At 61.5% G+C, this 13,843-nt stretch carries 15 protein-coding genes; 7 read left to right on the top strand and 8 right to left on the bottom strand.

All coding sequences use genetic code 11. From position 1 onward, the window contains the following. Nucleotides 1–4: 4 nt before the first annotated feature. The 8 genes from codA to HU773_RS17440 form a co-directional block, all read right to left on the bottom strand. Nucleotides 5–1,240, bottom strand: coding sequence for a cytosine deaminase (gene codA / locus HU773_RS17475; protein WP_057438504.1), 1,236 nt, complete (start codon nt 1,238–1,240; stop codon nt 5–7). Between the two features lie 28 nt (nt 1,241–1,268). After that, complete coding sequence (locus tag HU773_RS17470; protein ID WP_057959085.1) at nt 1,269–2,468, bottom strand: PucR family transcriptional regulator; 1,200 nt, start codon at nt 2,466–2,468, stop codon at nt 1,269–1,271. Beyond that, nucleotides 2,465–3,733, bottom strand: a complete 1,269-nt coding sequence (gene codB / locus HU773_RS17465; protein ID WP_057959086.1) for a cytosine permease — start codon at nt 3,731–3,733, stop codon at nt 2,465–2,467. The genes HU773_RS17470 and codB overlap by 4 nt, the downstream gene beginning before the upstream one ends. Before the next feature lie 205 nt (nt 3,734–3,938). Further along, on the bottom strand, nt 3,939–4,562 hold the full coding sequence (locus tag HU773_RS17460) for an NUDIX hydrolase (protein WP_057959087.1): 624 nt from the start codon (nt 4,560–4,562) through the stop codon (nt 3,939–3,941). Between the two features lie 118 nt (nt 4,563–4,680). After that, the gene (queD, locus tag HU773_RS17455; RefSeq protein ID WP_003190259.1) at nt 4,681–5,037 is read right to left on the bottom strand and encodes a 6-carboxytetrahydropterin synthase QueD; all 357 of its coding nucleotides are present in this window, start codon (nt 5,035–5,037) and stop codon (nt 4,681–4,683) included. Nucleotides 5,038–5,178: 141 nt separating this feature from the next. After that, entirely contained in the window at nt 5,179–5,574 is a 396-nt protein-coding gene (locus HU773_RS17450) for a hypothetical protein (protein WP_057959088.1), read from the bottom strand. Nucleotides 5,575–5,875: 301 nt separating this feature from the next. Beyond that, nucleotides 5,876–6,088 carry a helix-turn-helix domain-containing protein gene (locus HU773_RS17445; protein ID WP_057439475.1) on the bottom strand — a complete coding sequence of 71 codons (213 nt, stop codon included), beginning with the start codon at nt 6,086–6,088 and terminating at the stop codon, nt 5,876–5,878. A gap of 184 nt (nt 6,089–6,272) precedes the next feature. Then, a complete protein-coding gene (locus HU773_RS17440) occupies nt 6,273–7,352 on the bottom strand; it encodes a patatin-like phospholipase domain-containing protein (protein WP_057959089.1) in 1,080 nt (359 codons plus the stop codon). Nucleotides 7,353–7,511: 159 nt separating this feature from the next. On the opposite strand from HU773_RS17440, the gene HU773_RS17435 reads away from it, so the two are divergent. The 7 genes from HU773_RS17435 (at nt 7,512) to HU773_RS17405 (ending at nt 13,843) form a co-directional block, all read left to right on the top strand. After that, nucleotides 7,512–7,817 (top strand): PepSY domain-containing protein, encoded by a 306-nt coding sequence (locus HU773_RS17435; protein WP_057439473.1) that lies wholly within the window; start codon nt 7,512–7,514, stop codon nt 7,815–7,817. Further along, nucleotides 7,817–8,131 (top strand): PepSY domain-containing protein, encoded by a 315-nt coding sequence (locus HU773_RS17430; protein ID WP_186626005.1) that lies wholly within the window; start codon nt 7,817–7,819, stop codon nt 8,129–8,131. Before HU773_RS17435 ends, HU773_RS17430 begins: the two co-directional genes overlap by 1 nt. Next, nucleotides 8,131–8,799: a response regulator transcription factor gene (locus tag HU773_RS17425; RefSeq protein WP_057959091.1), complete on the top strand. Its 669-nt coding sequence runs from the start codon at nt 8,131–8,133 to the stop codon at nt 8,797–8,799. Before HU773_RS17430 ends, HU773_RS17425 begins: the two co-directional genes overlap by 1 nt. Beyond that, entirely contained in the window at nt 8,796–10,115 is a 1,320-nt protein-coding gene (locus HU773_RS17420) for a sensor histidine kinase (protein WP_057959092.1), read from the top strand. Before HU773_RS17425 ends, HU773_RS17420 begins: the two co-directional genes overlap by 4 nt. 209 nt (nt 10,116–10,324) lie before the next feature. Further along, nucleotides 10,325–11,278 carry a TAXI family TRAP transporter solute-binding subunit gene (locus tag HU773_RS17415; RefSeq protein WP_057439471.1) on the top strand — a complete coding sequence of 318 codons (954 nt, stop codon included), beginning with the start codon at nt 10,325–10,327 and terminating at the stop codon, nt 11,276–11,278. A 124-nt stretch (nt 11,279–11,402) separates the two neighbouring features. After that, nucleotides 11,403–13,430, top strand: a complete 2,028-nt coding sequence (locus HU773_RS17410) for a TRAP transporter permease (protein WP_057959093.1) — start codon at nt 11,403–11,405, stop codon at nt 13,428–13,430. Continuing rightward, complete coding sequence (locus tag HU773_RS17405) at nt 13,427–13,843, top strand: DUF1850 domain-containing protein (protein ID WP_186626006.1); 417 nt, start codon at nt 13,427–13,429, stop codon at nt 13,841–13,843. Before HU773_RS17410 ends, HU773_RS17405 begins: the two co-directional genes overlap by 4 nt.

Genomic DNA, 13,843 nt, shown 5'->3' with positions numbered 1-13,843 from the left:
CGGGTTACAAAAATGTCACCTGCGCTGGCTGGCGTTTCATCAACACTTTGCCGTTGCGGATCGAATACAGCGCCAGGCCCTGGCTGCGAATGACTTCATAGTCGCTGTTTGCCGACAGGATCAGCAGGTTCGCCGGTCGCCCGGGCTCCAGGCCGTAGCGGTCGCCCAGGGCCATGGCTTTGGCGCTGTTGTCGGTGACCAGGTCCAAGGCCCTTTGCAGGTTGCTGTAGCCGAGCATATGGCAGATATGCAGCCCGGCCTCGAGCACCCGCAGGATATTGCCGTTGCCCAGTGGGTACCAGGGATCGACGATGGAGTCCTGGCCAAAGCAGACGTTCATGCCGGCCTCCAACAGTTCGTTGACCCGGGTCACACCCCGGCGTTTCGGGAAGTTGTCGAAGCGGCCTTGCAGGTGAATGCTTTCGGTGGGGCAGGAAACAAAACTGATGCCCGAGTGGCCCAGCAGGCGGAACAGCTTGGCGCAGTAGGCATTGTCGTAGGAACCCATGGCTGTGGTGTGGCTGGCGGTGACCCGGCTGCCCATATCGCGACTGCGGGCTTCTTCGGCCAGCACTTCGAGGAAGCGCGAGTGCGGGTCGTCGGTTTCATCGCAATGCACGTCGACCAGGCAGCCGGTGCGTTCGGCCAGGTCCATAAGGAACTTGACCGAGCTGACCCCTTGGTCGCGGGTGTACTCGAAATGGGGAATACCGCCCACCACATCGGCGCCCAGGCGAATGGCTTCTTCCATCAGTTCGCGGCCATTGCGGTAGGACTCGATGCCTTCCTGGGGAAACGCCACGATCTGCAGGTCGATCAGGTGGCCGCTCTCCTGGCGGACTTCGAGCATGGCCTTGAGTGCGGTCAAGTCCGGGTCGGTGACGTCCACGTGGGTGCGCACATGCTGGATACCATGGGCCGCCAGGGCCTGGATGGTCTGCTTGGCGCGGGTCTTGGTGTCCTCCTGGGTGATGGTGGCCTTGCGCTCGCCCCAGCATTCGATCCCTTCAAACAGCGTCCCGCTCATATTCCAGCGCGGCTCGCCGGCGGTGAGGGTGGCGTCGAGGTGGATATGCGGCTCGACAAATGGCGGTACCACCAGGTTGCCAGCGGCGTCCAAGTCGTCTGGCCCCAGGGTCGGCGCGGCGGTTTGTGGGGTAATGCTGGCGATCCGGCCATGTTCCAGGTGCAGATCATGCAGGCCTTCACGGTTGCGCAGGCGGGCGTTGATGATATGCATGGGCAAGTTCCTCTTGGGCAAAAAGCAATCAGGCAGACAGCCGCCAGATCATCAGCGCGACGCCGATGTCCAGACGGTCATTGGGGTTGTCCAGCGACAGCCCGCACAGGGCCTCGATGCGCTGGACGCGATGGGTCAGGGTGTTGCGGTGGACCGCCAACCGCAGGGCAGCAGCCACAAGGTTACCATTGTCCAGGAACCACGCTTGCAGGGTCGGCATCAGGCTCGGGCCGTGACGTTGATCATGGCGCAGCAGGGGCCCCAGGCGTTCCTGGAGAAACTGGTCGAGCAATCCGCGATCGCGCACTGCGCTCAGTAGCTTCAGCACCCCGAGTTCATCGTAGACACAGATACCGGCATGTTCGCCAAAGCGCCGGGCGACCGCCAGCGCCTGGCGCGCTTCATCCAGGGCCTGGGCCAGGCCGGCTGGCGGATGTTTTGCCGCGCTCAAGCCGATGCACAGCTTCAGCGGGGCCAGGCGCAGGTTCAGGGGCCTGAGCCAGTTTGCCAGGCGTTGCCGGTTGTCACCGGTGGGCAGTAGCAAGGTCCACTGCCCAGCCCTGCCGAGCACGGGCAGACGCGAAGGATGCTCGGCGGCGAACTGGCGCAATCGGCGAGTAATGCCATCGTGCTGGCGGGCCAACTGGGCTTCGGCATCCGCGGCCGCGGTTTGCGCAAATAGCGCCTCGCCACCGTCCAGTTGCAACTGCACCACTTGCCAATCCCCGTCCAGCGGCATGCCCAGCTGGCTGGCGCGATGCAGCAGCAGGTCGAGGGACTGATAGTCGCCCGCCAACAGGCGCTCCAGCACCTCATGCCGTGAGCGTCCGAGTTGCTCGGCCTCGATCAGCGCGGAGCCGATGGCCTGGGTCACCAGGACCATCTTCAGGGAGTAAGGCTGTTCGATCAGCGGCATGCCGACGGCGTCGGCAGCTTCCAGCAGCCCAGGGGGGATTGCCTGGATGTAAGCCGGCCCGGTCAGGATCACCAGGCCGGCGACTTGCCGCGCGCAGGCTTCGTCGAGCAAGCGCAAAAGGTTGGCCTCATCACGGGGATGGTTGATGCCGGTGACGAACACCAGTTCGCCGCCCAGCACCCACTCGGCAATACCGCTGTTCTCGGCTACATAAGGCCAGCGCACGCCATTATCCAGGCCTGCGCTACCCGCCCGCAGGCTCATGCACTCCAGCCCCGGCAGGGCCAGTACATCCGCCACCGTCAGGCTCATGCCTGGGCGTCAGCCGATGGCACCCGCACCCGCAGGACGGCGGTGAGCGCGATGTAGGTAGCGGCCGCAGCGATAATCCCCACCAGTGGCGCGACCCACGGTGAGCTGAAGGCCAGCACCGTACCCACGGCATAGGCAATCAGCCCCGGCCAATTGAAGGCCGGCAAGCGCACATCTGCCAGCCGTGGATAGTGGCCGCGGTAGCGATAGAAAAAGTCGGCCATGATCACCCCGCCAATCGGTGGGATCACTGTGCCCAGCAAAATCAGGTAGGGCACCAGCATGTCGTACATGCCCAGCAAGGCAAGCAGGGTGCCTATCACCGCGCCGACCAGGGTCACGGTCTTGCGGCGCCTGGTGCGCAGCAGGTTGCAGCCGGCGACGGCAAAGTTGTAGATGGTGTTGTCCTGGGTACTCCAGATATTGAGCAGCAGCATGGCCATCGCCGCCATGGCGAAACCTTGCAGCAGCAACACCTCCACCACATCCGGTTGCTGATAGACGATGGCGCCGTAGGCACCGATCAGCACCATCAGGCCGTTGCCGACAAAAAAGCCGATCAGGCTGGCCAGCACCGCCACCTTGGCCGAGCGGGAAAAGCGCGTCCAGTTGGTGGCCTGGGTGGCACCGCTGACAAAGGTGCCAAACACCAGGGTAATGGCCGTGGACAAATCCAACTCACTGCTGGGCACCACGGCGAGCAAACCTTCCAGCCCGCCGACTTTTACCGTGGCCACCCACATCGACAGCAACAACAGCAGGCCCATGGCCGGGACTGCAATGTAAGAGAGAATTTCCAGCCCCCGATAGCCCACGTAGGCCGTGGCGCAGAACGCCAGGCCGAACAACACCATCAGTGCCAGTACGCTGCCCTGGCTCAACTCGAAATACTTGCCCAGCACCACGGCCGCCGTGGCGGTGCCCCAGGCGTACCAGCCAATCTGGGTGAAACCCAGGATCAGGTCACTCAACTTGCTGCCCACTTCGCCAAAGCAGAAACGCCCCATCAGCACCGAGTTCAAGCCGCTCTTGAAGGCGATGTACCCCAGGCCTGCGGCGTAGATACCCAACAGCAGGTTACCCAGGGCCACGACCCCGAGCATCTGGGTAAAACTGAAGGCCACCCCCAGCTTGCCGCCAGCAAACATGGTCGCGGTAAAAAAGGTGAAGCCCAGCAACACCATGGCCGTGGAGCCAAGGCCCTTGCGTGCATGCATGGGCACTTCGCTGAGAGGGTAATCGTTGCCCGGTTCGTTCTGCGTCATGTGCCGTTCCCCTGTGAGTGACGCAGGGCCTGTTGCAGCGCCCGTGCCAACTGTCGGGCAGTGATGGGTGCACGGTGAGCACTGTGCAGGTTGCACAATATTTGGGGGTGGGTAGGGCAGGGAGGCGGAATGGCTTGTGGGTTGTGCCCAGCCCGGCACTAAAGTGGTGCGGCGGTGATACAAATGGGATCACCGGTCCAGGGTGTCAGTCGAACAGGGTCTGGGTGATTTCCCCACGGTGAAAGGCGAAGGCTGCTTCAAGATCACTTTCGATGGTGCGGCCGCGTGACAGGGGCGGCAGGTTGTCGAGGCTGAAGAAGCCGACGTCGGTGGTTTCAAAGCCTGCCACGGGGGCGGCCTGGTCGGTGCGTTCGCAAAGGAAGTACAACTTGTAGAAGTCGCGTACGTCAGGCCGATACAGGCCCTTGGCTTTGTGGGTCACGCTGTACAGCGCCCGTGCGGTAACGCTCAACCCGGCCTCTTCGCGAAGTTCCTTGATGATGTTTTCCGCAGCGGATAACCCGATATCGGCGTAGCCACCCGGCAATGCCCAGCAGCCATCCGTTGCTTCGCGCACCAGTAGGATCCGGTCGCCTTCAATCAGCGCGCCACGTACATCAATCATCGGCGTTGAATAACGCTGGGCGAAGTCCGAAACCAGGCCGGTAATGCGCTCCAGAGGCACTTGCCCCAATTGCGCGAGCATGCTGTGGGCAATATGGGCGATCTCTTCCAGGCGTTCGCGCTCGAAGTCATCCGTGCAAAAGTGCAGCCCGGTAGAGGCCAGTGCCTGCAAACGCTTGGCCTGTGCCAGCCAGGTGGATTCCATGGTGTGGTTCCTTGGTTTGCTTCAAAACCTGGTTTTATTCGCTGCTATCGTCGAGGGCAAGCCAGGGATGGAGCAATCCATGGCGAGGGAGGTGTCCCCTCGGTTTTGTAGAGGTGCTTTATTCACCGCGATAAATACAGCCACTGGTGCAGGTCTCATGGATACGAATGGCGCTGAGTTCCGGCAACAGCGGCTTCAGCTCATTCCATATCCACTTGGCCAGTACTTCGCTGGTAGGGTTTTCCAGGCCGGGGATGTCGTTGAGGTAGTTGTGGTCGAGGCGCTCATAGAGCGGCTTGAAAATCGCCTTGATCTCCGAGAAATCACGGATCCAGCCGGTATGCGGATCGAGGTCGCCGCTCAGGTGGATGGCCACCTTGAAGGAGTGGCCGTGCAGGCGCCCGCACTTGTGGCCTTCGGGGACGTGGGGCAGGCGGTGGGCGGACTCGAATGTAAACTCTTTGAAAATTTCCACGGTATGACCTGTAAGGCAGGAGTTTCTAGGGCTGTGTGCGATTGTCAGTGTGGGGTGAGCGCTTTATGGGCCCAGGTGACCGACTTGGCGCGCATTCTAACCTGTTTTATCGGGCAACCAGGCGGCGTGCGTAAAGCGCTGTTACTCCTGGGACCATAACGTTGTACTGACCTTGACCCCATCCCCACACGGCAATGAGCGCTGCGACCCTCGGCGCTCCAGTTCGGCATACGCACGGGCACACTGCACCTGGCTTTGGGCAGCGGCGTTATCAATGCTGATATTGCCGGTGGTTTCAGACACCAGGTTGCCGTTTTTCTCCAGCCGGATCAGTGGCCGTTCGGGCTGCATTTCAAAGCGACTTTTCGTCGGTTCGGTACTCAGTGCCAGGTCGGTGGGGGCTGCCGGCAACTGATCTTCGGTGACGCCATAGCGCGTGAGAAGCGAGAGATTGGGCAAGTCCTGCGCGCTTGCCTGGCCTGCCGCCAGAAGCAGGAACATGCCAAGGCTGTACATTTTTTTGCGATTAGAATGCATGGTTGTATCTTTCCAAAGTTGTTTCCTGGTGGGCTGGATTGAAGAACAACTTATTATTATCGCAACCACGTTTAGGGCAGGGTGTATCCAGCCAGAAAGAAGAGCCGTGGCGGTTACCGAACTGCGTACCTGGTTCATAAACCTTGAACGAGGAAGGGCTGAAACTGGTGTTACTGCAACCAGTAATCAGGGCGGTAGTGACGAGGCCCAGGAACTTTATGGGTTTCATAAGGGGGAGGTCCGCGTTGAATTTATCAGTGTTTTACAGGGTTGCCCGCAAGCCAGGCAGCTCGTTGCAGGGCTAGGCTTCTTCGCTCTCGAACTCCAGCAAGTCGCCTGGCTGGCAATCCAGGGCGATACACAGCTTGTTCAGGGTTTCGAGTTTAACGCCTTTGATCTTTCCGTTTTTCAATAGCGATAGATTGGCTTCGGTAATCCCAATGGCATCTGCCAGTTGGTTGGAGCGAATCTTCTTCTTCGCCATCATGACGTCCAATCGAATAATGATTGTCATGGGTTAGATGATGCTTTTGTTTTCATCGTCGATAACTTTTGATTCGGCCACTGTTGATGAGAATGCACACAGAAAGATGCCTTGTATGATCGCATACATAGCGCCGGATGATACACCCAAGGTAAGGGTGAACGTACGCTCGCCGGGCGCTACGCCAATTTGCGGAAAAATAAGGCCTGCTGGCTCAGAGCGCAATCAAGCGCTCACCCAGATGGCCACTATCGGCCAGTTCAAGGAACTCATCGCCCAGCCGCTGGCTTTCACTCATCGCGGTTTGCCAGTACTGATTGCGTCGCGCGTCATCCCCCATAAAGCGCTTGAAGTCGCTGCGATCCGGCAATTTGCCGTGGGGCAGGCGGGCCAGGTAGTCCCGTGAGGGGGCCACCAGCAACACATCCTGCAGACCCTGTGGGCTACTGCGCCGCCACGGCAGGCTCTTGTCAAACCAGCCGGGGATGACTCGATCAGTGAAGTGCGGGTACAGAACAATGTCATCGCCGTGGTAGGGCAGGTCGAGGTGGTAGTCCAGCAGGCCACCATCGCGATAGGTGCCGGCACCGGCGCCCGGCAAGTCGCGTACGCCTTGCATCACCATAGGGATCGAGCCGGACGCCAGCAGGGCCTGGCGCAGGTTGCCCGGTTCCAGGGCGAGAAAGCGCGAAGGGAAATCCGTGAGCGGGTGCAGTGGCGGCGCCTGGCGCGGGTCGTGGATGATCAGCCGTTCAAAATGCCGGGACAGCCGCGCACGGCCGCGCAGGTTATCGGCGATCACCGAGGACAGGCCCAGGCCCAGGCGCCCACGGTGATCGTCGGCCAACAGGCCATGGCTTTTGACCACGACTATATTCAGACGATAGTGCGGGTTATCCAATAGCGACGCATCGCGCCCGGCCAGCAGGTCGTCGAGCATGCGCTGGCAGCTCTGGCTGACCTCGGCCATGGTCACGCCCTTGGCAAAGCGTTGCTCGTTATACAGGCGCCCGAGGTCGAGCAGGCCCTGTACCGGATCCGGCAGGCAGGCACTGGCAAAGCGCCAGGAACCGATCGACGCGCCGATCAGCGCACGCTCGCGGGGGGCACGCGCCAGCCAGTCACCGAACAGCGCCAAGTCCAGACCCTGAATGCCCAGGGCCTTGGGACCACCGGCCGCGCCGGGCAGAATCCCCACATCGGCAGGCTGGAGGCCTTGTTCGCGAATGCGTGCAAAAGCGCGTTGGCCAGCCTTGAGCGTCAGGGCGGGGAACTTGATGTGAATGGCCGTCATACCGATCTCTGTGCAGGCGAGCCGGGCAGTATAGGAAATATTCCCCGGAGCCTGGCAAGGTGTTGTGGGACAATTGCCATGGTGGCAATTCAGTTTCAGTTAAGTTGCGACCCGTACTGTGGGGGCCGTAGGCAAAACATCCTGAAATGGAGAACGATCATGAAAACCCTCACAATTATCACCGCCAGTATCATCGCCCTCACCAGCGGCCTGGCCCAGGCGCGGGACCTGGGGCCGGATGAAGCGCTGAAATTGCGTGACGCTGGTACCATCCAGTCTTTCGAGAAGCTCAATGCCGCCGCCCTGGCCAAGCACCCAGGTGGCACGGTGCATGAAACCGAGCTGGAGCAGGAATACGGCAAGTATATTTACCAGGTTGACCTGCGCGATGCCCAGGGCGTCGAGTGGGATGTGGAATTGGACGCTGTCACCGGGCAAGTCCTCAAGGATCATCAGGATACGTAATGAAGGTAAATCTACGCACCGGCAGTCGACTGGCGCTGGTGCTCCTGGCCTTTTGCTCGGTGGTGGCTGCCCGGGACCTCAACCAGGATGAAGCCCTGGAATTGCGTCAGCAAGGGGTGATTCTGTCCCTGGAGCAACTGCTGCAGCAGGCCATGGCCCGGCATCCCGGTGCCAGGTTGCTGGAGGCTGAGCTTGAGAGCAAACACGGCAGTTACGTCTATGAGGTGGAGCTGGTGACCACCGATGGCGTGGTCCGGGAAATCAAACTGGACGCGACCACCGGCGCGCTGCTTGAAGACGAGGAAGATGACTGATGCGCCTGCTTCTGGTGGAAGACCACGTACCGTTGGCTGATGAACTGATGGCCGGGCTGAAAGCCCAGGGCTATGCCGTGGATTGGCTGGCGGACGGTCGCGATGCGGTGTATCAGGGGCGCAGCGAGCCGTATGACCTGATCATCCTCGATCTGGGCCTGCCTGGCTTGCCGGGGCTTGAGGTGCTGAGCCAGTGGCGCGCCGCCGCGCTGGCGACCCCGGTGTTGATCCTCACCGCCCGCGATTCCTGGGCCGAGCGCATCGCAGGGCTCAAGGCCGGGGCCGACGATTACCTGAGCAAGCCGTTCCACCCCGAGGAGTTGTACCTGCGCATCCAGGCCTTGCTGCGCCGTTCCCATGGCCAGGCCAATCAGCCGACCTTGCAGGCGGCGGGCTTGCACCTGGATGAAGGCCGTCAGTGCGTGATGCGCGACGGTGCCGAGGTGCAACTGACCGCTGCCGAGTTTCGCCTGCTGCGCTACTTCATGCTGCATCCCGAACAAATCCTTTCCAAAAGCCATCTGGCCGAGCACCTGTATGACGGCGAGACCGAGCGCGACTCCAATGTCCTCGAGGTCCACGTCAACCATCTGCGGCGCAAGCTCGGGCGCAGCGTGATTGAAACCCGGCGTGGCCAGGGTTATCGCTTTGGCGCCAGCCCCGCGTGAGGTCGATCCAGCGGCGGCTGAGCCTGGGGCTGATCAGCGTGATGGTGATCGTCGGCCTGGTGCTGGCGCAGACCAGCCTGTGGCTGTTCGAAGTGGGTCTGCAGCGCTACCTGGAAGCGGGTCTGCGCAACGACAGCGAAAACCTGCTGGTGGCCCTGGTGCGTGGGCCCGGCGGCGTGCAACTGGATGAACAGCGCTTGTCACCGGCCTATCAACGGCCGTTTTCCGGGCATTATTTCCGTATCGACTTCAGCGACAACCACTGGCGCTCCCGTTCATTGTGGGACCAGGAACTGCCGCAACTGCCCCAGGCCGGCCTGAAGGGCAACCTGCAACTGGGCCCGGAAGGCCAGCAACTGCTGGTCCTGCGATCGGACTACAAGCGTTTTGGCCAGTCGATTTCCATCAGCGTGGCTCAAGACTACACGCCCGTGCGGGAAAGTTTTCGCCTGATGCGCCAGGTCGGCCTGGTCCTCGGGCTGGCGGCGCTGCTGCTGATCCTGATCCTGCAACGGGTCACCGTACGCCGGGCCCTGCGCCCGCTGGAAACTGCGCGCGAGCAGATTGCACAGCTGCAACAAGGCCAGCGCTCGCAACTGGATACCCAGGTGCCGGTGGAGCTGGAGCCGCTGGTGGCGCAGATCAACCACCTGTTGGCCCATACCGAAGACAGCCTCAAACGCTCGCGCAACGCCCTGGGTAACCTCGGCCATGCCTTGAAGACCCCGCTGGCGGTATTGTTGAGCGTGGCTTCCAGCGAGCAGCTCAAGGACCAGCCACAATTGGCCAAGTTGTTGCGCGAGCAGTTGCAGCAGGTGCAGCAACGGCTCAACCGCGAACTCAACCGCGCGCGCCTGGCCGGTGAAACCCTGCCCGGCGCGCTGTTCGACTGCGACAGCGAACTGCCGGGCTTGCTGGCGACCCTGAACATGATCCACGGCGAACACCTGGAGTTGAGCTACCAGGTTCGCCCCGGCCTGCAACTGCCCTGGGACCGCGAAGACTTGCTGGAGCTCTTGGGCAACCTGCTGGACAACGCCTGCAAATGGGCGGATGCCGAAGTGCGTTTGAGCATTGAGCAGACCCCGGAGTGTTTTCAACTGATCGTCGAAGATGACGGCCCGGGTATTCCCGAGGCCCAGCGCGACCAGGTTTTCAGTCGTGGCACCCGCCTGGATGAACAGACCGATGGCCATGGCCTGGGGCTGGGCATCGTGCGGGACATTGTCGATGTATGGGGCGGTACATTGCGGTTGCAAGAGAGCCCACTGGGCGGGCTCAAAGTGTTGATCGAACTGCCCCGGCGCCACACCTGACCGGCGGTTACGGGTGCCGATTTGCAACAAGACTTTTCTTACAGAACCTGGCTCGCGTAAATTCGCTTATAACAGCCACCACGCAGGCCGTGTGGAACAGGTTAAAGGCACCAGGATTTTCTCTGTTTCGCGCGCGGCAGCTACCATAGGGCTCGTCAGCCGGTCACGCGGCTGCTCGGTACCTAATAAGAAGGATAAAAGGTGAATCTATGCAAATGACCAAACGCTTGAGCCTGTTTGCTGCTGCCGCAGCCCTTGTCGCCAGTTCCTCGGCACTCGCCGCCCCAACCTTTATCAACGTCCTGACCGGTGGCACCAGCGGCGTGTACTACCCGATTGGGGTGGCGTTGTCACAGCTGTACAGCAACGGTATAGACGGATCGAAGACCTCGGTGCAGGCCACCAAGGCGTCGGTGGAAAACCTCAACCTGCTGCAAGCCGGTCGCGGCGAGCTGGCCTTTGCCCTCGGTGACTCGGTCGCCGATGCCTGGAATGGCGTGCAAGACGCCGGCTTCAAGGCTCCCTTGAAAAAACTGCGGGCGATTGCCGGCACCTACCCCAACTACATCCAGATCGTCGCCAGCAAGGAGTCTGGCATCACCACCCTGGAAGATCTGAAAAACAAGCGTATCTCCGTCGGCGCGCCGAAATCCGGTACCGAGCTGAACGCCCGCGCCATCTTCAAGGCTGCTGGCCTGAGCTATGAAGACATGGGCAAGGTCGAGTTTCTGCCGTACGCCGAGTCGGTCGAGTTAATCAAGAACCGCCAGTTGGATGCCACCCTGCAGTCCTCGGGCCTGGGCATGGCGGCGATCCGCGACCTGGCCGCGACCCTGCCGATAACCTTCGTTGCCATCCCGGCGGATATCACGGCGAAGATCGATAACGCTGCCTACCAGGGCGCGGTGATCCCGGCGGGCACTTATGACGGTCAGGACAGCGATGTAGCGACTGTGGCCATCACCAACATCCTGGTCAGCCATGACGGCGTGACCGATGAGGTGGCCTACCAGATGACCAAGCTCATGTTCGACAACCTCGATCGTCTGGGTAACGCCCACTCGGCGGCCAAAGATATCAAGTTGCAGGGCGCGGCCAAGGGCCTGCCTATCCCACTGCATCCGGGCGCCGAGCGTTTCTACAAGGAAGCGGGCGCACTGTAAGGCCCAGGTGGGTGCGGTGCGCAGTGCCAAGCGCTGCGCGCTATGCCAGAGCGGTGAATAGCCTGGCGCGCACAACGCGCCAGGCTTGTTGGCATGTCGATGTTGTAACGTGGGAGTGACCTGCATGAGTGAGCACGATCAAGGCCTTGCCGCCAGTCCCAGGGATTGGCCGCGAGCGCTGTTCTACGTCGCGCTGTTGTTTTCCGTCTTCCAAATCATCACCGCGGCCTTTCATCCGGTCTCCAGCCAGATTCTGCGGGCCGTGCATGTGGGCTTTCTGTTGCTGGTGGTGTTTCTGTGTTTTCCGGCGCGTGGCAATGCTCAGCCCTGGCAGCCGATGGCCTGGCTGCTGGGGCTGGCCGGAATGGCCACGGCGTTCTACCAGTGGTATTTCGAAGCCGACTTGATTCAACGCTCTGGCGACCTGACCGATAGCGATATGGTCATCGGTCTGGTGCTGATTGTGCTGGTGTTTGAGGCGGCGCGGCGGGTGATGGGGATTGCCCTGCCGTTGATCTGTGCGCTGTTCCTGGCCTACGGCCTGTTCGGCCAGTACCTGCCGGGCGATCTGATGCACCGCGGCTATGCCATCGACCAGATCGTCAACCAACTGGCCTTTGGCACCGAGGGGCTGTATGGCACGCCGACCTATGTATCGGCCACGTACATCTTCCTGTTTATCCTGTTCGGTGCGTTCCTTGAACAGGCCGGAATGATCAAGCTGTTCACCGATTTCGCCATGGGCCTGTTCGGCCACAAACTCGGTGGCCCGGCCAAGGTTTCCGTGGTGTCGTCGGCGCTGATGGGCACCATCACCGGTTCGGGGGTGGCCAACGTGGTCACCACCGGCCAATTCACCATCCCGTTGATGAAGCGCTTCGGCTACAAGTCGGCGTTTGCCGGTGGCGTGGAAGCGACCTCGTCGATGGGCAGCCAGATCATGCCGCCGATCATGGGCGCAGTGGCCTTTATCATGGCCGAGACGATCAACGTGCCGTTCTTCGAGGTGGCCAAGGCCGCGTTGATTCCGGCCATGCTGTACTTCGGCTCGGTATTCTGGATGGTTCACCTGGAAGCCAAGCGCTCCAACCTGCGTGGCCTGCCCAAGGACGAATGCCCGAACCCCTGGGCCGCGGTGAAGCAGCGCTGGTATCTGTTGATTCCGCTGTTTGTGCTGATCTACCTGCTGTTCTCCGGGCGCACGCCGCTGTTCTCCGGCATGGTCGGCCTGGCCCTGACGTCCATTGTGATTCTCGGCTCGGCGATCATCCTGCGGGTCTCGTCCAAGGTGATGCGTTTTGTCTTCTGGATCGTCCTGGGTCTGCTTTGCGCGGGCTTCTTCCGGCTCGGTATCGGCATGGTGTTCGGGGTGGTGGCGCTGCTGGTGGCGGTGTGCTGGTTTATCAAAGGCGGCCGCGACACCCTGACCATCTGCCTGCATGCGCTGGTAGAGGGCGCACGGCACGCGGTACCGGTGGGGATTGCCTGCGCCCTGGTGGGGGTGATTATCGGTGTCGTGTCGCTGACCGGGGTGGCGTCCACCTTTGCCGGTTACATCCTTGCCATTGGCCAGGACAGCCTGTTCCTGTCGCTGGTGCTCACCATGCTCACTTGCCTGGTGCTGGGCATGGGGATCCCGACCATTCCCAACTACATCATCACCAGTTCGATCGCTGCACCGGCACTGCTGGACCTCGGCGTACCGCTGATTGTCTCGCATATGTTCGTGTTCTATTTCGGCATCATGGCCGACCTCACACCGCCGGTGGCATTGGCCTGTTTCGCGGCGGCACCGATTGCCAGGGAGAGCGGCCTGAAGATCAGCTTTTGGGCGGTACGCATCGCGGTGGCGGGGTTCGTTGTGCCGTTTATGGCGGTGTACGAGCCGGCGCTGATGCTGCAGGGCGATAGCCTGCTGGCCACACTGTATGTGGTGGCCAAAGCGTTGCTGGCCATTGGTATCTGGGGCGCGGTATTTACCGGCTACTTGCAAGCCAGGCTGAGTTGGTGGGAGCGCCTGCTGGGCTTCTTCGCCGGTGGTAGCCTGATTCTGGCGACGCCGTTAAGTGATGAAATCGGCTTCGTCATGGTGGGGCTGTTGATCGCACAGCACTGCTGGCGGGCCCATCGTGCCCAGGCGGCCACTGCGTGATCGGTCTGTGTCTGGGCTTGGCGGGCGCGGTATGGGCACAAGTGCCTACGCCTGTGGTCACCCTGGCCTGGACGCATACGATTGAGAAAGTGCGCTGGGAAGAGGATTACCGTGTAACGCCTGAGGGCCTGGTGTTGGGCGAGGCGCGGGTCAAGGGTTCCGGGGCCGGTATGGAGATCCCGCACGGCGCCGAACTGCGTGATGGCAGTTGGCATTACCAGCGTCAGTTGCCGCCCTTGCAGCCCCTGCGCCTGGGCCGCACCCCCGAGGCCGGGGATTATCAACTGTGTTTCAACCAGCAGTGCCAGTGGCTGAGTGCCTGGCTCGGCCCGCCCCAGGCGAGCCAGCCGGCGGTAGAGCTGTGGGGGTGTGAGCTGGAGGTTGCGTCCAGCCCCCGGCCCCGCACCTTTTAA

Source organism: Pseudomonas shahriarae (assembly GCF_014268455.2).
GTDB lineage: Bacteria > Pseudomonadota > Gammaproteobacteria > Pseudomonadales > Pseudomonadaceae > Aquipseudomonas > Aquipseudomonas shahriarae.
The sequence above is the reverse complement of the archived record's forward strand: the minus strand, read 5'-3'. Positions and strand labels throughout refer to the sequence as shown.

What these genes read in the sequence shown, in the direction of transcription:
- codA (WP_057438504.1), bottom strand. Translation starts at nt 1,240, where the DNA reads ATGCATATCATCAACGCCCGCCTGCGCAACCGTGAAGGCCTGCATGAT.
- HU773_RS17425 (WP_057959091.1), top strand. Translation starts at nt 8,131, where the DNA reads ATGCGCCTGCTTCTGGTGGAAGACCACGTACCGTTGGCTGATGAACTG.
- HU773_RS17435 (WP_057439473.1), top strand. Translation starts at nt 7,512, where the DNA reads ATGAAAACCCTCACAATTATCACCGCCAGTATCATCGCCCTCACCAGC.
- HU773_RS17445 (WP_057439475.1), bottom strand. Translation starts at nt 6,088, where the DNA reads ATGACAATCATTATTCGATTGGACGTCATGATGGCGAAGAAGAAGATT.
- HU773_RS17470 (WP_057959085.1), bottom strand. Translation starts at nt 2,468, where the DNA reads ATGAGCCTGACGGTGGCGGATGTACTGGCCCTGCCGGGGCTGGAGTGC.
- HU773_RS17460 (WP_057959087.1), bottom strand. Translation starts at nt 4,562, where the DNA reads ATGGAATCCACCTGGCTGGCACAGGCCAAGCGTTTGCAGGCACTGGCC.
- HU773_RS17415 (WP_057439471.1), top strand. Translation starts at nt 10,325, where the DNA reads ATGCAAATGACCAAACGCTTGAGCCTGTTTGCTGCTGCCGCAGCCCTT.
- HU773_RS17440 (WP_057959089.1), bottom strand. Translation starts at nt 7,352, where the DNA reads ATGACGGCCATTCACATCAAGTTCCCCGCCCTGACGCTCAAGGCTGGC.
- HU773_RS17430 (WP_186626005.1), top strand. Translation starts at nt 7,817, where the DNA reads ATGAAGGTAAATCTACGCACCGGCAGTCGACTGGCGCTGGTGCTCCTG.
- HU773_RS17450 (WP_057959088.1), bottom strand. Translation starts at nt 5,574, where the DNA reads ATGCATTCTAATCGCAAAAAAATGTACAGCCTTGGCATGTTCCTGCTT.
- codB (WP_057959086.1), bottom strand. Translation starts at nt 3,733, where the DNA reads ATGACGCAGAACGAACCGGGCAACGATTACCCTCTCAGCGAAGTGCCC.
- HU773_RS17410 (WP_057959093.1), top strand. Translation starts at nt 11,403, where the DNA reads ATGAGTGAGCACGATCAAGGCCTTGCCGCCAGTCCCAGGGATTGGCCG.